This is a genomic window from Paenibacillus sp. FSL P2-0121 (genome assembly GCF_037975345.1).
GTDB lineage: Bacteria > Bacillota > Bacilli > Paenibacillales > Paenibacillaceae > Paenibacillus_AQ > Paenibacillus_AQ odorifer.
Genome location: NZ_CP150245.1, coordinates 1,168,083 through 1,191,164 on the forward strand (window position 1 = coordinate 1,168,083; position 23,082 = coordinate 1,191,164).

Annotated in this window: 18 protein-coding genes; 12 read left to right on the forward strand and 6 right to left on the reverse strand. The window is 45.3% G+C overall.

The genetic code is table 11. The features are described from left to right. Positions 1-7: 7 nt before the first annotated feature. Both MKY54_RS04930 and MKY54_RS04935 read right to left on the reverse strand, forming a co-directional pair. Positions 8-523 (reverse strand): GrpB family protein, encoded by a 516-nt coding sequence (locus MKY54_RS04930; RefSeq protein WP_076279904.1) that lies wholly within the window; start codon positions 521-523, stop codon positions 8-10. Between the two features lie 78 nt (positions 524-601). Continuing rightward, positions 602-1,558, reverse strand: coding sequence for a D-2-hydroxyacid dehydrogenase (locus MKY54_RS04935; protein WP_076129248.1), 957 nt, complete (start codon positions 1,556-1,558; stop codon positions 602-604). A gap of 89 nt (positions 1,559-1,647) precedes the next feature. Between MKY54_RS04935 and thpR the strand changes: the two genes are divergently transcribed. The 3 genes from thpR to MKY54_RS04950 all read left to right on the forward strand — a co-directional run bounded on the left by thpR (position 1,648) and on the right by MKY54_RS04950 (position 4,012). Then, positions 1,648-2,250: an RNA 2',3'-cyclic phosphodiesterase gene (thpR, locus tag MKY54_RS04940; RefSeq protein ID WP_076218347.1), complete on the forward strand. Its 603-nt coding sequence runs from the start codon at positions 1,648-1,650 to the stop codon at positions 2,248-2,250. A 77-nt stretch (positions 2,251-2,327) separates the two neighbouring features. Next, on the forward strand, positions 2,328-3,254 hold the full coding sequence (locus MKY54_RS04945; protein WP_076137184.1) for a cell wall hydrolase: 927 nt from the start codon (positions 2,328-2,330) through the stop codon (positions 3,252-3,254). A gap of 74 nt (positions 3,255-3,328) precedes the next feature. Next, on the forward strand, positions 3,329-4,012 hold the full coding sequence (locus MKY54_RS04950) for a metal-dependent hydrolase (protein ID WP_076129245.1): 684 nt from the start codon (positions 3,329-3,331) through the stop codon (positions 4,010-4,012). A 66-nt stretch (positions 4,013-4,078) separates the two neighbouring features. Here the strand turns inward: MKY54_RS04950 and MKY54_RS04955 are convergent, their stop codons facing one another. Further along, on the reverse strand, positions 4,079-5,266 hold the full coding sequence (locus MKY54_RS04955) for a glycosyltransferase (protein WP_076129244.1): 1,188 nt from the start codon (positions 5,264-5,266) through the stop codon (positions 4,079-4,081). Positions 5,267-5,531: 265 nt separating this feature from the next. On the opposite strand from MKY54_RS04955, the gene MKY54_RS04960 reads away from it, so the two are divergent. The 5 genes from MKY54_RS04960 (at position 5,532) to MKY54_RS04980 (ending at position 15,523) form a co-directional block, all read left to right on the forward strand. Next, complete coding sequence (locus MKY54_RS04960) at positions 5,532-6,107, forward strand: TetR/AcrR family transcriptional regulator (protein WP_076129243.1); 576 nt, start codon at positions 5,532-5,534, stop codon at positions 6,105-6,107. 212 nt (positions 6,108-6,319) lie between these two features. Next, positions 6,320-8,674 (forward strand): YhgE/Pip domain-containing protein, encoded by a 2,355-nt coding sequence (locus tag MKY54_RS04965; protein ID WP_339171710.1) that lies wholly within the window; start codon positions 6,320-6,322, stop codon positions 8,672-8,674. A gap of 376 nt (positions 8,675-9,050) precedes the next feature. Further along, entirely contained in the window at positions 9,051-13,646 is a 4,596-nt protein-coding gene (gene gltB, locus MKY54_RS04970) for a glutamate synthase large subunit (RefSeq protein WP_339189718.1), read from the forward strand. Between the two features lie 169 nt (positions 13,647-13,815). Further along, the gene (locus tag MKY54_RS04975) at positions 13,816-14,742 is read left to right on the forward strand and encodes an ABC transporter ATP-binding protein (protein WP_232061156.1); all 927 of its coding nucleotides are present in this window, start codon (positions 13,816-13,818) and stop codon (positions 14,740-14,742) included. Further along, the gene (locus tag MKY54_RS04980; RefSeq protein WP_076185050.1) at positions 14,735-15,523 is read left to right on the forward strand and encodes an ABC transporter permease; all 789 of its coding nucleotides are present in this window, start codon (positions 14,735-14,737) and stop codon (positions 15,521-15,523) included. Before MKY54_RS04975 ends, MKY54_RS04980 begins: the two co-directional genes overlap by 8 nt. Before the next feature lie 8 nt (positions 15,524-15,531). Here MKY54_RS04980 and MKY54_RS04985 read toward each other — a convergent pair whose 3' ends face one another. Together MKY54_RS04985 and MKY54_RS04990 are read right to left on the reverse strand one after the other, a co-directional pair. After that, entirely contained in the window at positions 15,532-15,981 is a 450-nt protein-coding gene (locus tag MKY54_RS04985) for a polymer-forming cytoskeletal protein (RefSeq protein WP_038568928.1), read from the reverse strand. A gap of 38 nt (positions 15,982-16,019) precedes the next feature. Further along, positions 16,020-17,300, reverse strand: a complete 1,281-nt coding sequence (locus MKY54_RS04990) for a M23 family metallopeptidase (protein ID WP_076185051.1) — start codon at positions 17,298-17,300, stop codon at positions 16,020-16,022. Between the two features lie 161 nt (positions 17,301-17,461). Between MKY54_RS04990 and cls the strand changes: the two genes are divergently transcribed. Next, entirely contained in the window at positions 17,462-18,892 is a 1,431-nt protein-coding gene (gene cls / locus MKY54_RS04995; RefSeq protein WP_076129238.1) for a cardiolipin synthase, read from the forward strand. Between the two features lie 240 nt (positions 18,893-19,132). Continuing rightward, positions 19,133-19,972: a YitT family protein gene (locus MKY54_RS05000; protein WP_248547977.1), complete on the forward strand. Its 840-nt coding sequence runs from the start codon at positions 19,133-19,135 to the stop codon at positions 19,970-19,972. 204 nt (positions 19,973-20,176) lie between these two features. On the opposite strand, the gene ligD is transcribed toward MKY54_RS05000, so the two are convergent. Continuing rightward, positions 20,177-21,061: a non-homologous end-joining DNA ligase gene (gene ligD / locus MKY54_RS05005; RefSeq protein WP_076185052.1), complete on the reverse strand. Its 885-nt coding sequence runs from the start codon at positions 21,059-21,061 to the stop codon at positions 20,177-20,179. Positions 21,062-21,184: 123 nt separating this feature from the next. On the opposite strand from ligD, the gene MKY54_RS05010 reads away from it, so the two are divergent. Then, positions 21,185-21,787 (forward strand): sigma-70 family RNA polymerase sigma factor, encoded by a 603-nt coding sequence (locus MKY54_RS05010; RefSeq protein WP_248547910.1) that lies wholly within the window; start codon positions 21,185-21,187, stop codon positions 21,785-21,787. Next, positions 21,751-22,935, forward strand: coding sequence for a hypothetical protein (locus MKY54_RS05015; protein WP_339189719.1), 1,185 nt, complete (start codon positions 21,751-21,753; stop codon positions 22,933-22,935). The genes MKY54_RS05010 and MKY54_RS05015 overlap by 37 nt, the downstream gene beginning before the upstream one ends. The last annotated feature ends 147 nt before the right edge of the window (positions 22,936-23,082 follow it).

Below are 23,082 nucleotides of genomic sequence, written 5' to 3' on the forward strand. Positions count from 1 at the left end.
ATAAGGATTATTGATTTAAATACCACTCATATGCAGTTTTTTCAAGATTAACCACAAATTCTTCTTTCCCGTCTATATAAGCTCCAATATCCTCTGGGAATTGTTTGGCAAGAGTATCTTTTAAATCTCCGTACTGTTTAACCGCCTCCGGATATGATCGAAGGTAGTCTCTTACAGCCAGATGACGACCGATATCTATCTTATTATCCATTTGGAAGACATGAACATGATGGGTTCTGCTATTTCCGCCTTTTCTGAAATATCTTCTGCCACTGATACCGAACTCACCCATACATTCATAACCAAGTGCTGTCATTTGCTGGTTGAACTCATCTACAGCTTCGATATTTCGTACTACTGGCATTATATCTATGATTGGTTTCGCTTTGAGTCCGGAAACAGAAGTGCTGCCAATGTGGTGAATATCAACGAGGGCATCAGCAAAGATATCTTTAATCTTCTGAGCTTCTTCGTTGAACATTAGACTCCATTGTTCGTTAAATTCTGTGACCGTGACCTTCATTGCACTAACCCTCTCTTTATGGATAACTTTGGATTTTATTATTATAGAACAGATGTTCTTGTTTTGTAAAGCTTATTATTAATATTGCCGGTCATAATCAACAAGATTTAGAGAAGGTGTGCCTGATGATAAGTAAGACTTCACATTTTCGGTAAAAATATTAACGATCCGGTCAGCGTATTGATCTGTAATTCCAGCGGAGTGTGGAGTGATAATAACCTGCTCCATAGACCAAAGCGGATGATCCTGCGGAAGGGGTTCGGTCTCAAAAACATCCAACCCAGCACCACGGAGTTGTCCGCGATTCAATGCGTCGATCAGCGCCTCTGTATCGGTAGTTGCGCCCCGGCCAATGTTAATGTAATAGGAGCCTTCTTTAAACGCGGAGAAGCTGGTGGCATTAAATAAATGCTTGGTCTCATCGGTAATAGGAAGGGTATTGATGATGAAATCGCCTTGACTTACAGCTTCGGATAAACGATCTGTTGTATAGATTTGATCAAAGTCTGCGACTGGCTTACCGGAACGGCTGACACCGATAGTCTTCATCCGGAAGGCTTTAGCAATTCTGGCGGTTTCACTGCCGATCGCTCCAGTTCCAGCTATTACGGCTGTTTTACCGAACAGCTCGCTTTCACTGCCATCAGATTTCCAAATCCGGTTCTGCTGATTGCGTACAGCTGTATGCAAATTACGGGTGAAGAGAAGAATGAACCCGAAGATTACCGCAGAAATAGGTTCGGCATGAACTCCGCTCCCACTGGTGAGCAGGATTCCTTGTTGCTTAAGACGATCGAGAGGAAGCTTCTCAATACCAGCAGACCAGGACTGAACCCAGCGAAGGGAGGACTCAGGGCGAAGGAGTGTATCCGAAATACCTTTTGCCCAGCCAATTACAATTTCTGCTTCTGCAAGCAGCTGCAAATCCGGATTTTTTGCGTCTCCTTGTGTAAATGTATAGCCTGGGGCAGCCGCTTTGATCCTTTCCTGCTGCTGAGATGTAAGTGGTTGTAGACATACTATAGACTTAGTCATGATGTGTTCCTCCTACTTTGTGGTTTAATGGATATGGATCATGTTATAGGTTAAGAATACCAAATCTATTGGAGAAGGTGAAATTGACCATGGATGCTAAAGCATCAGAGAACGAATCAGAACGGCTTTTTTTAGCTGTGAAATTACCTTCTGAGCTGCAAGAAATAGTGGCGCAGGCATGTTCAAAGCTATCTGAAAATTTTGATTTTGCTAAATGGACAAATCCGCAAGATTATCATATTACCCTGCAATTTTTAGGAGATACCCCAAAGGCCAAAATTCCAGATTTAGTGAAATCCTTGAGGCAGACTGCGGGTCAAGGCAGACCCTTCAATCTCTCTTTGGACAAATGGGACACATTTGGTCTTCCAGCTTCCCCAAGAGTCCTGTGGATAGGGGTTTCCGGCGAAATAGAGGCATTAAATCAATTAGCTGCCAGAGTGCATTCAGCGACGTTTCCACTAGGTTTTTCAGGCGAATCCAGGGCCTATAAACCGCATCTTACTGTGGCTCGAAAGTACCGGGGAAAAAATTCATATGATGATAAATTGCTGGAAAATTTACTGAAATTGGATGATGATTGGAACCTAAAAAACTATCAGAGAGACTGGACGATTGATAGTTTTGTGTTGTATGCTACCAGAATGTATGCCATTCCTATGTATGAAATTATTGAAAAGTTTACAGTTTAAAATCGATAATAAAGTTTTCAAAGCTTCCGTTTTCGGTTACATACAATAGGAATGTGCCGTGAAATAGGAGGAATATCATGTTAATTTTTAAACAAAACCGCTATATTGCGTTGCTCGTTGGCGTTATACTAGTGTGTTTCTCTGCCATAAGCTTATTGCAACCCGAACAAGTTGCGGAAGGGAAGATGGACAGGGTGCAGATGGATAAGTTGCAATCCACTAGCCGTGCATCCGTACTTTCTCTTTTGCAAGATGAATCGAAGTCTAGTATAACGAGTAGCATTACGAGGGGCATTACTGAAGTTACACAAGCCAATAAGCTTAATAACACATTCAGTCTTTTAAGTTCCGCTTGGAAACCGGCGAAGGGTGTGGAATGGCTTAGTGTAAAAAAATTAAAACAAAAAAACACAAAAAACACATCGAACGTTTCCATTATTCGGGTGAAGGCTGATGTAGTACAATCCAAGCCAGCTGCGCAAAAAGCGTCGCAATTGGCGGAAACAGCAACAAAGAGTAGTCAGGCGACAGCGAAGACAGTCTCGGCTTCTCAGAAACATCCCCTCACAACATTGTACTTCTCTCGGACAGAGCTATTAAGCCAGGAGCAGCAAAGTAAAGCAACCCGGCGCTACGCTGTATCCGAAGAAGAACTGCTTCTGCTACAAAAAATTGTAATGGCAGAGGCGGAAGGTGAACCGTACAAGGGCAAGGTGGCAGTTGCCAACGTTGTTCTGAATAGGCTGCGGTCAGCCAATTTCCCCGACACGATATATAAGGTTATTTATCAGAAGAGCCAGTTCAGCCCTGTAGCTAACGGGCGTCTTAACCGTGTGAAGCCTAACGATGATAGTATTAAAGCGGTGAATGCTGCACTCTCCGGAGTAAAGGAAGTTCCCGATAATACTTACTTTTTCTTGTCGCTAAAACTTGCACAGGATCTGACCGTACATCATACACAGACTTATGTTAAAACCATTGGCAATCATACTTTTTATAAATAAATTTGGTGGATCTGTGAACCTCAGCGCTATATAGGGTAAACTAAACTATATGAATCTGGAGGTGGAAGATAACCATGAAAATCACTTATTATGGACATTCAGCTCTGCTGGTAGAGACGGAGAACGTGAAGGTTATTATTGACCCTTTTTTGTCAGGCAATCCGAACTCCGGTATTTCACCTGCCAATATTTCAGTTGATGCCGTTCTGCTTACTCACGGTCACTCTGACCATTTTGGAGATGCTGTCGAAATTGCCAAGCAGAATGATTGTCCGATCTTTGCGGTGTTTGAGCTTGCCGAATATTGCCGGATGAAGGGTGCACAAGTAAAGCACATGAATATAGGTGGTAGTCATACCTATGCCGGGATGACTGTGAAATTTACGCAGGCATTTCATTCCTCATCCATTCAGGAGGGCGACTCTTGGATTTATGCTGGACAACCCGCGGGGATTTTGTTGACGATTGAGGGCAAGACGATTTTCCATGCGGGGGATACCGCGCTATTCAGCGATCTGCGCCTCATTGGAGAAAGGAATGCGATTGCCCTGGCAGCTCTGCCTATAGGCGATATGCTAACCATGGGACCAGATGACGCCTTGCTGGCCGCACGCTGGCTGCGGGCGGATAAGGTGATCCCGCTACATTACAATACATTTCCGGATATTGCTCAGGATGGTGCTGATTTCTGCGATCGCCTGCACCAAGAGGGAGTAGAAGGTTTCCCGCTTAAAGCTGGTGAGAGTGTAGAAATTTAAACCAATCCGATTTATATTAAAAAAAGCAGGTAGCCGGGGGAAATTCCCTGACTACCTGCTTATTCTTTAAGGTGTAATACATACAGGTTCTTCATTACGTGCTTGCGCTCTAGAGCCTCTGATTTCGGTTGCCTCGCTTACGGGGTTACCTAACATCTTCAGAACAGTAGTCGCACAGCTTTGCGGTTGATGTTTATCTGGAGCGAGACGTCGTCTGCGTTGCTCTTCCAGAACTGAATATTCACGAAGCATCATAGTGAACCATTTGTTCACTACTTCCGAGTCGAGCACCTCTGCCAGCCCAAGCTCTACGAAATATTGGCAGTTTTTCTCTTCCTGACCTGGAATAGCTTTATAGAAAAGCATCGGAATTCCTTTGGCCTGACCTTCTGTGCAGGTCATCCCTCCAGGCTTCGTGATCAGCAGGTCTGAGGCATCCATCAATTTATTGATTTCACTGCTATATCCCAGAATTTTAACATTGGGATGATTAAGCAGTGGATTGGACTTCATTTTGGCGATTAGCTTCTCATTGCTGCCCATACAGAAGACGAGCTGAATATCATCCATTCTGGCGGTGAGGGAATGCATAATCTCTTTGCCGAACATTAACCCCCAGCCTCCACCCATAATGAGTACGGTTGGGATATCAGCCAATCCCAGTTCCTTGCGCAGCAGCGTCTTGTTGGAGCGTTCCCAGAACTTTGGATGCACTGGGATGCCAGTCACGGTTACTAGCTCTGGAGCGATCCCACGGCCTGTCAGAATGGATTTGACACGTGGGGTAGATACGAGATAACGATTGACCTCGGAATTTACCCAGCTCCCATGTGCATCATAATCTGTAATTAATGTATACAGAGGCACATTTAATCCACGACGCTTTAGTCTGGAAATGACCGCAGCCGGAATGGGATGAGTGCAGATAATCAAATCAGGCTTTAGCTGTTCGATCACCTGTGAAGCATGTGTATAAAAAATCCGGTGAAGCGCCATTTTAGTCAACGGGTTCAATGATTTATGATATTGTGTCTTATACATCATGCCGACCAGCTTAGGCTGGCTGCTAACTGTTTTGCGGTAAGCGGAAAGAATCCAAGGGGCGACCGTCGGGTTAAGAAATTTCCCCAGCTCGATGACTCGGCACTGGACATCCGGATTCAGCAGCTTTATTCCTTCGGCCAGAGCATAGGCTGCTCCTGTGTGGCCCGTACCGAAGCCTTCCGAAAACAGCAGTACTCTTTTCTTTCGCATAAGTTCACCTGCTACTTTCCTTTTCTATAGAGATGCTTTCCTTCTTCTAATTATACTAGGAAATCTATACTATACTCACATTATACAAGTAAGACGTAAATAGAAAGTTAAAACCCTGCAATAAATAAAAAAATAAAAGGTTCGCCCAAAGTATTGCAAACTAGAAAACAACATGATAAAGTAGTGAATGACCAATTGACCGGATTAGTAAAATGGTCAGAAGTCAGCGGGAACGATATTTTCTGGAGAAAGGAAGTGTGCACAGGTGGCAGTGGTGGATCGAAGACAGCAGGTGCTTCAGGCCGCAGCGAAATCTTTTTCATTATTTGGCTATAAGGCAACTACAATGGATCAGGTTGCTAAGATTGCAAATGTCGGTAAGGGAACCATCTACACCTTTTTTACAAACAAAGAGCAATTGTTTGACGAGATCCTGCGCGATATGATGATGGAAATGAAGACGATAGCTGAACGGGAGATCAGGCGAGACAGACCTTTCTTTGATAACTTGCATCGTGTGCTGGATGCTCTGCTTGAGTTTCGAAGTGAGCAGGAGCTATTCATAAAACTTTCCCAGGAGAATCGCGAATTCGGTACGCCGCAGGCTGGAGAAGGACTCGAGAAGATCGAGAACGTAGTTTTAGAATATTTAGAACGGGAGGTGCAACAAGCGCTCCAACAGGGAGAAATCAAACCTTGCGATCCCAAAATCGTCTCGGTAGTCATGTTCAGATTATATATTGTATTGACTGCTGAACTGAATAAAACACATACTCCCTTGGACAAGGAACAGATCAAGATGTATTTTCATTTGTTTCTCGCCGAAGGATTGGCACAGTAAGGGTTGATTCAGGATAGGGATGGCGTTCTCAGCATCACTCGATTCGCTTTCCCTTAACAATTCTCAAGATGATTAGGCATTGAAGAAGAGCCGCAAGGCATTTTTTTATACCCTGAATTGACCGAATGGGGAAAACAGTCACTTAGTGTTACGTAATATTTCGCAAACAAAGCATTTTAAAGAGAGCATAAGCTCATAAGGAGAGAACCAGAATGAAATCATTATCCGTATTTACCAAGGATCTTGGAGCAGCCCTTAGAAATCCGAAGGTGCTGATTCCGATGATTGCTATCCTATTTATTCCGGTGATGTACAGCGGATTCTTCCTGAAGGCATTCTGGGATCCGTATGGCAAGATGAATGAACTTCCGGTTGCTGTGGTCAACCAGGATGTCGGCGCTAATTATGAAGGCAAGCAACTACAAGCCGGTAATGATCTTATAGAAGAGTTGAAGGTAACCGACGGCTTCCAGTGGAACTTCGTTTCCCTTGAAGAAGCGGAAGCAGGAATGAAGGACAATACTTATTATATGTCGATCATTGTTCCGGAAGACTTTTCTGCTAAAGCTACTACTCTTATGGATGATGAACCACAGCCGGCAAAAATTATTTATGAGCCAAATGAAGGTTATAACTTCTTGGCTGGTCAGATCGGTGGTACGGCTGTAGCAGAAATTAAAAATAAAGTATCTGCTAAAGTAACAGAAGCTTATGTTGAGTCTGTATTCAATCAGATTACAGAAGTATCTGATGGATTGGGCGAAGCCGGAGATGGTGCTTCCAAGATCGCTGATGGCGCTGGTAAGCTAGATGACGGAGCCTTGAAGCTGAAAGATAATCTACTTGTACTGACAGATGGTACAGGTAAACTTCAAAATGGTGTAGAACCCCTTACACAAGGTGTGACTGATTTGAATGCAGGTGCTACGGCGCTTAAAACAGGATCAACCACGTTGGCAAGCGGATTGCAACAATTGTCTACTGCACATACGCAACTTCAAGACGGTGTTGCACAAAGTTCTGCCGGCAGTAAACAGCTTAGTGACGGCTTGAAACAAGCTGTAACAGGTGCTACACAGCTTCAGGCGGGAACACAGTCTGCTGTGGATGGTACTTCTAAACTACAAGCAGGAACACAATCTTTAGTTGATGGCAGCGCGAAGCTGGAAGCGGGCTTAACTTCTTCCGTAGATGGCAGCGCGAAACTGGAAGCGGGTTTGCAAGCTTCCGCCGCAGGCAGCACGAAGGTAACTGAGGGTGCTAAAGCGGTAGCTCAAGGATTGGAGCAATTGGCACAGGCTAGTCCTGAGCTGGCACAAAATCCAGCGGTACAGAAGCTGCTGGCAGCTAGTGCAGCCGTGGCACAAGGCAGTGAGCAACTGCAACAAAGCCAAGAGCAGCTGGCACAGGGTGCTACTGCACTCCACAGTGGGCAAGAGCAACTGGCACAAGGTGCAACTCAACTGCACTCGGGTTCACAGCAGGTAGCTGCTGGTGTAACTCAGTTGCATGATGGAGCAAAGCAATTAAATGCTGGTAGCACACAGCTGTTGACAGGACAACAAAAACTGGCACAAGGCGCATCTGCACTTGTAACTGGTGGCGATAAGCTGAATGCAGGAATGCAACAATTTGGTGCGAAGCTTAAAGAAGCTGCAGCTGGAGGCAGCAAGCTGGCTGAAGGCGGTAAAGCACTTGGTGATGGTACCTCAAAACTGCTTAGCGGTGTAGGTGAACTAGGTTCCGGTATCAGTGCGGTAGCAGATGGTTCGAAAAAACTGGCTGATGGCGCAGGCGAGCTGAAAGATGGTATGGATGATCTGAAATCTGGATCAACAGAACTGGCAACTAAGCTTGGCGATGCTGCTGAAAAAACAGGCAGTGTGAACAAAACAGATGCAATGATGGAAATGTTCGCACAACCAGTTGTGGTTGAGGATAAAGTTGTGAATCATGTTCCGAACTATGGTACAGGTTTTGCTCCTTACTTCCTATCCCTTGGATTGTTTGTAGGTGCTTTGATTTCAACAATTGTTATTCCAATGCGTGATTCGGCTGTCCTTGGTGCTAGCCGTATGAACCGTTTCATCAGCCGTACGCTTACCTTCACAATCATGAGCTTCATCCAGTCTATGCTGGCTGCTGTGGTTGTATTGTACGGACTTGGACTGGAAGTACAAAGTAAACCGCTATTCTTCGTATTTACATTCTTAACAAGCTTAGTTTACACATGGGTAGTTCAAGCGATTGTTACTTGGATGGATCAACCGGGACGTTTCGTTGTTATCGTTATTCTTATTTTCCAATTAACAACTAGTGCCGGAACATTCCCACTTGAATTGATCCCTGACTGGATGAAATTCTTTAATCCACTTCTTCCAATGACTTACACAGTTAGTGGTCTCAAAGCAGTAATTTCTACAGGTGACTTCAGTGCAATGTGGGGAGATGTAGGTATCCTGGCAATCTTTGGTCTTGGATTCCTTGCTCTTACCTTCGCTTACTTCATGACTCGTAGCCGTGAGAATGAAGTTGGAGTGAATAGTGAACAAGTTTTGACTGTATAAACTGATAAATTTTTTGAAAAAAAAGTATAAAAAAGCGTCTCCTCCGGGAGACGCTTTTTTTGATTTAAAATCATAAAAACCCTTTTTCTTGCAAACATATTAGAAGGAGTGAAAAATCTTGTAACGCTTTCATTGCATATGCACTTATGCGTTATTTATGTATAATTATGCAACATGAAGTTTTTTTAAACTTTTACTCGCTAAAGCTGTGATGCAAAAACAATTGTTAATCAGCATCATAAAAAAGTTTAAATTGCGCTGATGATACCTCGGTGATAAAATAATAGCACTAATCTGGATTGAATAATTATTAAGATTTTCATGTGAAAAATTTTCCTAACACATTGCATACTTTATAATAGAAAGGTTGCGTTCGATGAAACACACTGAACTGCCCGTAAAACAGGGCCTGTATGATCCCCAGTTCGAAAAAGATGCTTGCGGCATGGGATTTGTAGCTCATATTAAAGGCACACCATCTCACAATATCGTAAGTAATGCTTTGACAATGCTCTTTAATATGGAGCATCGGGGAGGCCAAGGTAGCGAACCCAACTCTGGTGACGGAGCAGGTATCATGCTTCAAATTCCGCACCGTTTCTTTGCAAGCGAAGCTCAGAAGCTAGGCTTTGCTTTGCCGGAACAAGGCCATTATGGCGTGGGCATGATCTTTTTATCTCATAACGATGAAGTTCGGGCGCATCATGAAGCTCTCTTAAGCAATATTATTGCTGAAGAAGGTCAAATAGTACTCGGCTATCGTGATGTGCCTACCTATGATGAAATGCTTGGCAAGACAGCGAAAGCTGCTAAGCCTTTTGTGCGTCAAGTATTTATCGGCCGCTCGGCTTCGGTCACGAATGAGTTGTCTTTTGAACGTAAGCTTTATGTAATCCGCAAACGTGCAGAGCTTGCCATTCGTTACGGTGGTGCAGAAGAGGATGAATCCTTCTATATTCCAAGCTTGTCGTGCCGTAAGATTGTATACAAAGGCATGCTGACTACAGAACAAGTCGGACAATTCTACCTGGATTTGCAGAACGAAGAGCTGGAATCAGCGATCGCGTTAGTTCACTCCCGTTTCAGCACGAACACCTTCCCAAGCTGGGAACGTGCGCATCCCTACCGCTTTATGATCCACAACGGTGAGATCAACACCTTGCGTGGTAATGTGAACTGGATGCATGCGCGCCAGTCATTGTTTAAGAGCGAAGTGTTTGGTGAAGATCTGAACAAGATCAAGCCTGTTATTAACCCGGATGGATCGGACACTGCAATGTTCGATAACACCTTTGAGTTTCTCTATTTGAGCGGACGCTCCCTGCCACAGGTAGCCATGATGATGGTTCCTGAACCATGGAGCAATCATGATAGTATGGATGCTGATAAAAAAGCATTTTATGAATACCACAGTACTCTAATGGAGCCATGGGACGGGCCTGCTGCAATGGGCTTTACCGATGGTATACAAATCGGCGCTATTCTGGACCGTAATGGCCTGCGTCCTGCTCGTTATTATGTAACGAAAGACGATATGATTATTTTATCCTCAGAAGCCGGTGTACTGGACATTCCAGCAGAGGACATCTTATATAAAGACCGCCTGAAACCTGGACGCATGCTGCTCGTGGATACGAAGGAAGGCCGCATTATCTCCGATGAGGAAGTTAAATCGGCTATCGCCTCTGAGAAGCCTTATCGCCAGTGGCTGGATGAGCATTTGATCAGTCTTGATGAGCTTCCGGATGCACCTGAACTGCCAAATCCTAAGCATGACAATGTACAACAGCTACAGCAGGCTTTCGGCTATACTTTTGAAGACTTGCGCAAGGTGCTTGAGCCAATGGCATCTACTGGTGCTGAAGCTGTCGGTTCCATGGGTTATGATGCTCCGCTCGCCGTATTTTCGGACCGCCCGCAACGTCTCTATAACTATTTCAAACAAATGTTTGCTCAGGTAACGAATCCACCCATCGATGCCATTCGTGAAGAGCTGGTTACATCCACAACGACTACGATTGGACCAGAGCGTAATTTGCTTAAACCGGAACCGGAAAGCTGCCGCCAGATCTCGCTGCAAACGCCAATTCTTTCGAACGAAGATTTTGCTAAGATTCGCCATGTTCGCCGTGCAGGCTTCAAATCGATGTCTATTCCAATTCTTTTCCCGGCTGAGCTTGGGGCAGAAGGATTACGCATCGCGCTTGAGCGCATGAACGAGGCTGCTGACCGTGTTATGGCTAAAGGGCATAACATTCTGATTCTGACTGACCGCGGTGTGGACAGTGAGAATGCTGCGATTCCAGCTCTGCTTGCGGTATCGAGTCTGCATCACCATTTGATCCGCCAAGGAACACGGACGAAGGTTAGTATTTTGCTGGAATCCGGTGAACCACGTGAAGTCCATCATTATGCGCTGCTGCTCGGTTATGGTGTGAGTGCAGTAAACCCTTATCTGGCTTTTGAAAGCTTGGATGACATGATCGGCCAAGGCTTATTGCGGGGAATCTCGCATGAAAAAGCAGTGAAGAACTATATTAAAGCTGCGACTAAGAGCGTAGTTAAGATTCTTTCCAAAATGGGAATTTCGACGATTCAATCTTACCGCGGTGCGCAGATTTTTGAAGCTGTGGGTCTGAACTCTGAGTTCGTGGATCGTTACTTTACTTGGACACCTTCCCGGATTGGCGGTATTGGCTTGGAGGAAGTGGCAACTGAGGCGCTTATCCATCATAACCGTGCTTTTACAGAAAAAGACGGAAATGATAAGGTGCTTGACTCCGGGGGCGATTATCAATGGCGTAATGATGGGGAAGAGCATCTATTCAATCCACAGACGATTCATCTGCTTCAGCACTCTGTGCGTAGCGGGAATTATGATATGTACAAGAAATATGCTGCCCTTGTTCAAGGAGAAAGCGAGAAGCAATTGACGCTTCGTTCCTTGTTGCAATTCAAGTCAGCCTATGAACCGATTCCACTGGAAGAAGTAGAATCTGCATCGTCCATTATGAAACGGTTTAAGACGGGTGCAATGTCCTTTGGTTCCATTAGTAAGGAAGCACATGAGACACTGGCCATTGCGATGAACCGTATCGGTGGTAAGAGTAATACGGGGGAAGGCGGCGAAGATCCAGCCCGCTATATTCCGGATAGCAATGGTGATTCACGTCGCAGTGCGATTAAACAAGTAGCTTCTGGACGTTTTGGTGTTACCTCGAACTACCTAGTTAACGCTGATGAGATCCAGATTAAAATGGCTCAGGGCGCTAAACCAGGGGAAGGTGGACAGCTTCCGGGACGTAAAGTTTATCCTTGGGTCGCTGAAGTACGTGGCTCAACAGCAGGTGTCGGTCTGATCTCACCTCCACCGCATCATGATATTTACTCTATCGAGGATTTGGCAGAGCTGATCTATGATCTGAAAAATGCAAATCCACGTGCAAACATTAATGTTAAGCTCGTATCGGAAGTTGGAGTGGGTACGATTGCTGCGGGTGTAGCCAAAGGGCGCGCTGATATTATCTTGGTTAGTGGCTATGATGGAGGTACAGGGGCATCGCCGATGAACTCCATTCGTCATGCGGGTCTTCCGTGGGAGCTTGGCTTGGCTGAAACCCATCAGACATTGATGCTCAACAATCTGCGTGACCGTGTAGTTCTGGAAACAGATGGTAAAATGCTAAGCGGCCGCGATTTGGCTGTAGCTGTATTGCTTGGGGCCGAAGAGTATGGTTTTGCCACTGCTCCGCTAGTATCTGTTGGCTGTATTATGATGCGTGTCTGCCAAATGGATACTTGTCCGGTTGGTGTAGCTACACAGAATCCGGATCTTCGTAAGAATTTTACCGGTGATCCGCAGCATGTAGTTAACTTTATGACCTTCGTGGCACAGGATCTACGTGAAATTATGGCAAGTCTCGGCTTCCGTACAATTGAAGAGATGGTAGGCCGTACCGATTGTCTAGACGCAACTCAGGCGTCGAAGCATTGGAAGAAGAAAGGCATAGATTTGAGCAGCCTGCTGCATACACCGGAATTACCGGAAGGAAGCACACGCTTCCGCAGTAAATACCAGAATCATGGTCTGGAAGAGACACTGGATGTTTCGCAGCTGCTCGACCTGGCAGCACCTGCACTGGAATCAGGTACGGCTGTTGAGGCATCACTGCCAATCACGAACGTTAATCGTGCCGTCGGAACTATCCTTGGCAGCGAGCTGACCCGCAAGTATGGGGCCGCAGGTTTGCCGGATGATACGATTCGGCTTCATTTCACCGGTTCTGCTGGTCAAAGCTTGGGTGCATTCGTGCCTAAGGGAATCACGCTTACGGTGGAAGGAGATTCCAATGACTATGTAGGTAAAGGATTGTCGGGTGGTAAGATTATTATCAAGCCATCTCCGAAAGCTACCTTTGCTGCTGAGGACAATATCATTATCGGAAATACTGCATTCTACGGTGCAACAGGTGGAGAAGCTTATATTAACGGTATCGCTGGTGAACGTTTTGCCGTCCGTAACTCCGGAGCGAAGGTTGTTGTAGAAGGCGTGGGTGACCACGGCTGTGAATACATGACTGGAGGCCGAGTGGTTGTCCTTGGTGAAACTGGCCGTAACTTTGCGGCAGGGATGTCAGGCGGTATCGCTTATGCCTACGACCCAGATAGAACCTTCATCGGCCGCTGCAATCTCGAAATGGTACTGCTCGAGAGAGTGGAAGAGTCTGAGGAGATCGAAGAGCTGCGTGAGCTGATTATCCGCCATACCGAGCTTACAGGTAGTGCGGCTGGCGCACGAGTACTGAATCAGTGGGCAGATAGCTTGCCGAACTTCGTTCGTGTCATTCCGAAGGATTACAAACGGATGATGGAGCAAATTCGCAAGGTAGAACAAACCGGATTGACCGGAGAAGCTGCGTTGATGGCTGCATTTGAAGCAAATATGCGCGAGCTTGCCCGTGTTGGCGGTTAAACTGTTGTACTTGAATGAAATAGGAACTAAATGAATAAGGGGACCTGACTCTTCCTAATACCGGAGAAGTCAGGTTCCTTTTTTAGCTGGCAGACTCTTATCCTCTAGTGATTTTCGGAAAAAAGGGTATATGTGGTAAACTAGGTTATAGATGAAAGGAAGTGAGACTATGTCGAATACAGAAATATTGATGGAGCCTGTTGCCCGCCTGCAGGGAGTCACCAAAAAAATCGGCTCGAAAACGCTGGTGAGCGATTTAACGCTGGACATCCCGCCTGGACAAATCTTCGGTTTTTTGGGACCCAACGGAGCAGGTAAGACTACTACAATACGGATGATGGTAGGATTGATTTCCATTAGTCGTGGAGACATCTTGATCTGTGGCCGTAGTATTAAAAACCATTTTGAAGAGGCTATCGCAAATATAGGGGCCATTGTAGAAAATCCAGAGATGTACAAGTTCCTCACCGGTTATCAGAATCTGCGCCAATATGCACGAATGGTGCCAGGGGTAACAAAGCAACGGATAGATGAGGTTGTCGAGCTAGTCGGACTAGGTCAAAGAATTCATGACAAAGTTAAGACCTATTCGCTAGGTATGCGTCAGAGGCTGGGAGTGGCTCAAGCACTGCTGCACAGACCCAAGCTGCTGATTCTAGATGAGCCAACCAACGGGCTGGACCCACAAGGGATACGCGAGCTCCGAGACTATTTACGCCGTTTATGTCAGGAAGAAGGAACAACTGTATTCGTCTCCAGCCATTTACTTTCCGAGATGGAGCTCATGTGTGACAGCGTTGCGATTATCCAAAATGGACGACTGGTGGATGTGAAGCAGCTGAAAGGGGTAGGCAATACTGTAATGCCTCTGGGAGAAACCTTGTTCGAGGTTGATAATGCTGAGGCTGCGTTAGCCCTCATTGGACGTGGAGTATTTAAGAGTGGGGGACTTGTGCTTGAGGCAGAGCGTGAGGAGATTGCAGAATTAAATGCCAAGCTAGTGGCAGGTGGGATTAAGGTGTATAACATCAGAACCCTTGCCCGTACGCTGGAGGATCAATTCTTAGAGGTTACAGGAGGTGAAGGAATTGGGTGAGTTTACAGCTCTCATACATAATGAGAATATCAAAATATACAGCCGTGTCCGCACATGGATTATGCTGCTTATTCTTGCAGTGATGAGCGTGCTGCTTCCTGCGCTTATTTATTTCACAAGCGAAGGCGATTCATCGCTTATGGGGCTTTGGGACAACTTTCAGATGACGGTGAGTATTGCGTTCTTCTTGAATACAATCTTTACCGTTGTAGTGGCTTCTGACTCCGTAGCGGGCGAATTTACCTGGGGAACCATTAAGCTGCTGCTGATTCGCCCGTGGAGTCGCTCCAAGATCCTGCTCTCGAAATATATTTCCATGGTGTTATTCAGTTTGCTTAGCACCGCAGTATTGATTGCTTTTGGGTTTGGTGCTTCGTTAATCTTCTCCTCATCTTCGGGAGATACGATGTCATCCATTACGGCTTGGAGTCCAGCGGAATATTCCTTCCTAGATCTCCTATGTCGTTACATTGAGCTTTTCCTGACTGCTGCTCTGGCTTTCATGGTATCTAGCGTATTCCGCGCAAGTGGGCTGGCTATTGGATTATCCTTATTTATTATGTTTGCCAAGAGTATTTTTACGGTTATTTTTAGTCCAGAACGGTTTGAATGGGCCCAATACTTGATCTTCACACATATGGATCTAAGAGGTTACCTATTGTCGGATACGGGTCCGGGGGGCTCAACACTTGGTTTCTCCATAGCTGTATTAGCGGTGTACTATATCCTATTCCTGGCCATTTCCTGGATTGTCTTCCGTAAAAGGGACGTTGCTTCATAGAAATAAGTCTAGCCGGCTTCAAGTGTTCCTTGAGCTTTGGAGGAGCGCTTGGCTGCCTTGTCCTTTTTCATATTACTTTTGGGCTCACCTGCTTTTTCAGAGGTGGGCTGTTCTTGCATGGCAATGGAGCCATTCAGGAGGCTGCCTTCCATAATGCTAAGTGCTCCTGCTGAAATATTGCCATGCAATTCTCCGGTTCCGGTCATAATGAGTCTGCGATCAGCCGTAACATCCCCGTATACTTTGCCGGCAATCACGATTTCTTCCGCTTTAATACTGGAGCGCACTGTTCCTTCTTCTCCTACAGTCACGACACCACTGCAAATAATCTCACCGCTAAAGGTACCCTCAATCCGCAGGTTTGTATCACATTGCACCTTACCCTCCAGTGTTCCTCCATGCCCAATTAGGGAATCGGTAGATTTAAAGGGGACACGCTGCTGCCGTTTGTTCCACATTTATAAATTCCTCCTATTTTGAAATTAAATGCAACCCTTTAGGGTTTGACATACGCCAAAGGGTTGACTGTTTTATTCTGCTTCACAACCTGAAAATGAAGATGAGGACCTGTGCTTCGGCCAGTGCTTCCAAGCAAGCCGATTTTCTGCCCTTTGCTAACCTTGTCTCCCGCAGATACGATCATTCCGTTCAAATGCATGTACCAGGTTTCCAATCCATTTGAATGCTTAATCACGATGTATTTTCCGCGTGCGCCCATTTGTTCCGCAGTAATAACCTCGCCATCTAAGGCAGCATATACAGGATCACCGATGTTCCCAGCAATATCGACACCGGAATGGAACGCAGACAAACCTTTGAATGGATCTGAGCGATAGCCGAAGCTTGAAGAAATGACTTTGGACTCGGTAGGCCAGAGCGGTACAGCGTTAAGTTTAGCCTTTTCTGCACGGGCCTTTTGAGCTTGCAGATTTGCCTGTACGTTATTCTCGTGCTCTGCCTGTGTGATCGTCTGTGTGATACTTTCCACCATTTCATCAAGCATCCCGTGAATCTCCTCAAAGTCATCCTTAGTTTCTTCCACCAAGCTCGTAGCGTCGTTCTGATACACCGCGATGTATTCTCCACCAACCTGCGGGGTGAGTGTTTTTGGAAGGGCTGCGGTGATGGCCCCAAAGCGGAAACTTATGGCGGATAGAGAAGTGGAAGATGAGTTCTCTTCTGTACTCTGCTTAAAGGAAGTCTCTTTAGGAACAGGAGAAGAAAGACGGTTCGATAAACCTAATGTTGAATTTGAAGTGGCCGATCCAGCTTTTGATTTTTCTGTTGCGGATTTCTCCGGTTGAGATTCATTCGTGTCTGTAGCGGCAGCAGCACCTTTGCTTTTGTTAATCAATGCTTGCAGCTCCTGTTCCAGTGCATTTACACTCTTCAGCTTGTCTTTAATGTTATCTGCCTCTTCCGAAAGTTCGCTGACCTGGCTACGAAGCTGTGTTAAATCTTTATCCTTGTCGGCGACCTTCATTTCCATGCGGAGATTGGTTAGCGATAGTGCGGCTGCCTCGGCTTCTAGCTGTGAGATGGACTGAGAGGCATGGAAATGCATAGAGGTGACCAGACTGGAGATAGACAGGGCTGCTGCTGCCGGTAAGGCGAACGCTAACGGTTTGGAGATGTGGAGCTGTTTGACTGGACGTCCGGCATCCCTTACGACAAGCAGCGTAATCCGTTTATGATCTGGCTGACTCTTCATGGCTTCTCCTTTCTGCGGCTTATGGCAGCCGCTTGCGATACCTGAGGCTAACGATTTTTCTTCCATTAGGCTCATCCGAATTGTCCTACTACTCTATGTATTCCATATCTTTCAGGAACATGACAACGGTTTGTTTGAATAAAGAAGGAGAGTTACGGCAAAACCTGTACTAGAGTCATCGCAGAGAGTCTATTGCATCTGTTTTTATTAATTGAGGGGGTAGAGAATTGAAGATTTTCGCGATAATTCTAATTCTTTTTATCATACAGATTGCATTGATTGTATTTCTGGAGTACCGACGCCCGCAAAGGGCTATAGCATGGTTGTTTATTTCCTTCTGTTGTCCACCGCTCGGTCTGGCATTCTATTATTTTCTAGGTCGTGACTACAGACAGAATAGAAAATTGAACAAAAGATGTACTTCACTCTTCCGGGAAATCCGTTCGTATGTCACTGGTAAGATTAAGGTAGTAAAACAAGCGTCGGATACTGGAAACGCTCAGTTTGAGAATAACGAGGGTTTATTGGTTTTGCTTGCAAAGCTCTCGGAAGGGCCTATTACAGGCCATAACAAAAGCAGAGTGCTGTCAACTGCAAGAGAAGCTTACGACGCTATGCTGGAAGCCATGGAAGAGGCAAAAGAACATATCCACATGCAATTTTATATTTATCGTGATGATGAGATCGGAGAACAGTTTCAGGACGTTATGATTCGAAAGGCGCGGCAGGGAGTAAAGGTGCGTTTGCTTTGTGATGGACTGGGCAGTCATCGATTAAGCCGTAGGTTTATTCGAACCCTGAGAAATGCCGGGGTGGAGTTCCACTTTTTTTTACCTCCGATTAGTTCTTTACTGGATCGTCGGTTTAATTTCCGCAATCATCGGAAGATCCTAGTGGTGGACGGATTGATTGGTTTTACGGGGGGAATGAATATCGGTGATGATTACTTAGGAAAGGACGCCAAGATGGGTTACTGGCGCGATACCCATCTGCGTTTAGAAGGAGATTCTGTTTATTATATTCAGTATGTCTTCCTGAAGGATTGGAGACTGGCCTCTGGTGAAGGTATGAGTCATCCTCGTTTGTTCCCTGAGCACTCTTGCAAGGAGCAAGAGGCCGTGCAGATTGTAGGAAGTGGACCGGATGCTGCGATCGATGCTTCTCAGGAGATGTATTTTGCCGCTTTTTGCTCTGCTAGGGAACGGATCTGGATTACTTCACCGTATTTTATTCCGGATCCTGCGATTTGTCGTGCTTTGAAGAGTGCAGTCCTTCGTGGAGTGGATGTTAGAATCATCATTCCGGCGAAGCCTGATAATAAGCTTGTTTATCATGCTTCTTTGTCTTATCTGGAGAATTTACAAGATGCAGGCGTGAAGTTCTATCGCTACACCAAAGGATTTATGCATGCCAAAGTCATGATAGTGGATGATCTGCTGGGTACGGTGGGAAGTGCGAATCTGGATATGCGCAGCTTCTATTCTAATTTCGAAATGACAGCGGTTTTGCTGCATCCTGAGACGATAGCAGAGCTAGTCGCGGGGTTTGAAAAGGATCAAAAGAACAGTGAATTCATTGATCCTGTAAAATTTAAGGAGAGAGGGAGAATTGTCAAACTCGGTGAAGGGCTATGTCAGTTGTTATCACCGCTGTTATGACCGGAAAGAGGACTAAATCTGAATTTTTCGAAGGATAGTACGTGTTCCATTCATTATTAGAGCATATTTTGTGATATAATAATTGTATAAGAAGAAATGTAAGAAAGTATAGATTGTAGTTATACTTCCGAATGTTTCAAAACTATACTGTTAAATTGTAGGGGGAGTTCTATGAATGTGAGTCCACAAATGTTTACCAAAGAGGAGCAGAACAAACTGCAGAAGACCGGTGCCCATAAAATGGCTAAGTTCGCGCAGCGTATGATCATGTTATCCGTAGGGGCCGCCATGATGGCTGTTGCACTTGAGATATTCCTAGTACCTAATCAAATGATTGATGGCGGGATTACCGGTATCTCCATTATTTTATCACATTTATTTGACATTCCTCTGGGTATATTATTGACACTGCTCAACCTTCCGTTCCTGTTAATCGGTTATAAGCAAATCGGTAAGACATTTGCCTTATCTACCTTATATGCGATTTTACTTATGTCTATCGGCACTTCAATGCTGCATCATGTAGAGGCCTTTACAGTTGAACCGATGCTTGCTGCCGTGTTTGGCGGTATCATTCTAGGTGTAGGTGTTGGATTGGTTGTACGTTTCGGGGGATCTCTAGACGGTACAGAAATTGTTGCGATTTTGGTAGCCAAGAAGCTTCCCTTCTCTGTAGGTGAAGTAGTTATGTTCTTCAACCTGTTCATCTTGTCCGGAGCTGGATTTGTGTTCGGTTGGAATAACGCGATGTTCTCCCTGATTGCTTATTATATTGCATTTAAGGTTATTGACATCACCCTTGAGGGTCTGGATCAATCGAAATCAGTATGGATTATCAGTGATAAATTCCGCGATATCGGGGAAGCTCTGACAGAGCGTCTTGGACGTGGTGTTACTTATTTAGATGGAGAAGGCGGATTTTCCGGTGAGAACAAGAAAGTGATCTTTGTAGTTATCACCCGTCTGGAAGAAGCTAAGCTTAAAACCATTGTTGAAGATTGGGATTCTGATGCATTCATCGCAATAGGTAACATCCATGATGTTAAAGGTGGCCGCTTCAAGAAGAAATCCATCCACTAGCGTAGCTCTTAAGTATCATTAACTGAAAGAAGGTATTTTTACGGATAAAAAAGCAATAAATACGGTGAACAAAGCTCGGCCTGCCGTATTCTTATATAGTATACCTTCTGTCCTTGAGTGGGACGCCAAATAAGCTCGTAGCATGTAGTTGATGCTGCGGGCTTATTGCTGTTTTTAGGGTCTTTTTTCTATGGGATTGCTCCTTTATGGGAGCTTAGCAATGAGCTGTTCAACGGGCTGTGGGGGCACTTTCTCTAAAAGATCTCCCATACGCAGAAGGCGTTCCTCGATATTGAGCAGATGAAAATTAGAGGGAGATACATTTTGCTGAACCTCCTCCCAGAGCAAGGGTGTAGAAACTGTAGCAAATGGTCTTGCGCGTGGTGTGTAAGGTGCAGCTAATGTTTTGCCGCTATAATGCTGAAGGTAGTCAAAATAAATTTTATCTCCGCGATTCTTTTTTAGACGTTCCAGGGTGAACAGGTTGGGATGCTTTTCGGTGACATAACGACCCACAAAATGCCCGATTTTCCGCAATCCATCAAAAGTAACGCCAGTCTCGATAGGGACGATGATTTGCACCCCGGTAGCACCGGAGGTTTTGGGTACAGAGGAGAGGCCGAGGGAGGTTAAGACCCCCCCAACGATCGCAGTTGCTTCCATGATACGAGGTTCGATTTCAAGTGACGGATCAAGATCAATCATCCACTCACAGGGCAGCTCGCTGCCTACATAATGCAGGGAAGGGTGGAATTCCAAAGCGGCGAGATTTCCCAGCCAAATCAGCTCAGGTAAACCTTGCAGCTTGATATAGTTAATATTCTCGTGCACAGCGGTTTGGACAAAGGCCGGAAGCGGATCAGGCGCATTTTTCTGATAAAAGGACATTCCAGAGATGCCGTGCGGATAACGAATGACGGTAAGCAGCCGGTCTCGGCAATAACGCAGCAGATAGGGAGAGAGTGCAGCGAGCTTTTGCAGATAAATCCGTTTGGTAATGCCACATTCGGGCCACAGCAGCTTCTCTGGGTTAGTGATGATGATTTCTTCTCCGTCTATGGTAATTGTACCTTTGATCGCTGCCGGCATCGGGGAAACTCCTTTCTGTGATAGGAATGAAGGTATTATGTGTCAGTCTGCTCCTTTTCATGAAAAAAATATTCCCAAAGTGTCCCTTTTGGATGATCATAAGACTTATAAGGATATACGTTAATGAGAAAGGGGAGTTTGCTGATTTTGGACGGGATCGAGCACACTGTTGTTCGGGTACAGTCAGGTGAGGTAGATTCCTATGCCTTGATCGTCGAGGCTTTTCAAAAGCCGATTTACCGCTATTGCTGTCGGCTGCTTGGGAGCCGTACTGAAGCGGAGGATGCAGTACAGGAAATTCTGGTAAAGGCATATCAGCATATAGGCACATACCGCCCTATCGCGAGCTTCTCTTCATGGCTATATAAAATTGCCTACCATCATTGCCTCAGTCTGATCCGCAAACGTCAAAGCCAAATAAAGTTTATGGCGCTTTTTCAACCAGATCCGCCTGCAGAAAGCCCGGAACAGTTGATGGACCGTTACATATTTAACGAACATCTGACTTTTGCCCTCGAGAAGCTGAAGACAGAGGAGCGAAACCTGTTAGTACTTAGAATCTTTGAGGAACAGAGCTTCCCGGAGATTGCGGAGATTCTGGATAAGAATACTGATGCTGTGAAGAAAAAATACAGGCGAACGATTACGAAGCTTGGCAAAATGCTGAATGCTCAGAAAGGGGGAACGGAATGGTGCGGCAACGAGGCTTTGTTGAAGAGAAAATGATCAAGAAAATGGATGCGGTAGGGAGCTGCCAAGAGCTGGATGTAAAAGCAGCTGTTATGAAGCGGGTAAGAGCAATTCATGAACAACAGAATAGGATTGACGGTGAAAGGACGAACATCGTTATCGAGCTGAAGCCGTTCCCAGAACCGGAAGATCCTATTATGCAGAAGCAAAAGGAGATGCCCCAACACCCGTCTAGGTTTAGAAAAAGAGTGCTCACAGGAGTCTCCGCGGCTGTATTGCTAGGGATTATCGGGTTGGGTGCTTTTCAGCTATCTGCTGATGGAGATTTATCGGAACAAGGTAGCCAGGTTACAATTGATATCTCAAAACCCCAAGGTGGTAATATTACACTAGTGAACAGCGGAGGGAAGGCTGTTGTGAAGACGGTGCATAATAATACGCCTGATCCGACAACCTCGCCTGCGATAGAGAAGTATCAGAGCTTATCTATGACTTATAAAGAGCAAGTGCTTGCTCGTTTAAACACTGGGGAAATGGCTGCTTATTATGTGAAGGCTGCTGAATTAAATAAGCTGGAGTTAGGGTTAGGCTATGGAAATCAATTGCAGTTTGCTTTTATTTCGCCGGTGTATTCGAAATATCAAGACTTCGTAAAAGAATTAAAAACGGTTGGCGATTTCTGGCCAGGGTTGCCTTCCTCGTTAGCTGATGGTTATGAATTCGAGCAAGGAACTTTTAATGCAGCTCCCCTATACAAGTCGCTAGACACAGAATATGAAGAAATCCTTGAACAATTTCAAAAAAAGGCTACAACCGATAAAACTGGACAAAACTTGTTTATGGAGAAGATAGCTGCAAATTCCATAGATAATGCTGAGGTTACCTACCACAACGGAGATCAAAGAATTACACTATCCTTAAGGCAGAGTGTTTTTAAGGGTTATACCATGCAAGTGTCTATCTTGGAAGGCCAGACTGCTGAAAAATGGTCTGTGACAGGTACAGGTAAAGAGGCAATATTTATCGCGGCGGGTACTGGAAAAGGGAAGAATGCTTGGTCTTCTCAGAATCGATTGTATTGGTATGATGAAGCCACCCAGATGGTTCTTTCTCTGAGCGACAAGCAGGAGAATAAACTGACTCGTGAGCAATGGCAAAAGATTGCCACCAGTTTTATTCACTAGCTACTGTTCTAACTGTACATTAGGAGAAGCTGTCTCGAAAGTAGTGAATTCTACTTGGGAGGCAGCTTTTTTATGGAATAGGGGAATAATGGATTTTACTGTGCCATGTGACGATATGCCACGCGTAGAGTTCTATGTTAATGGTTG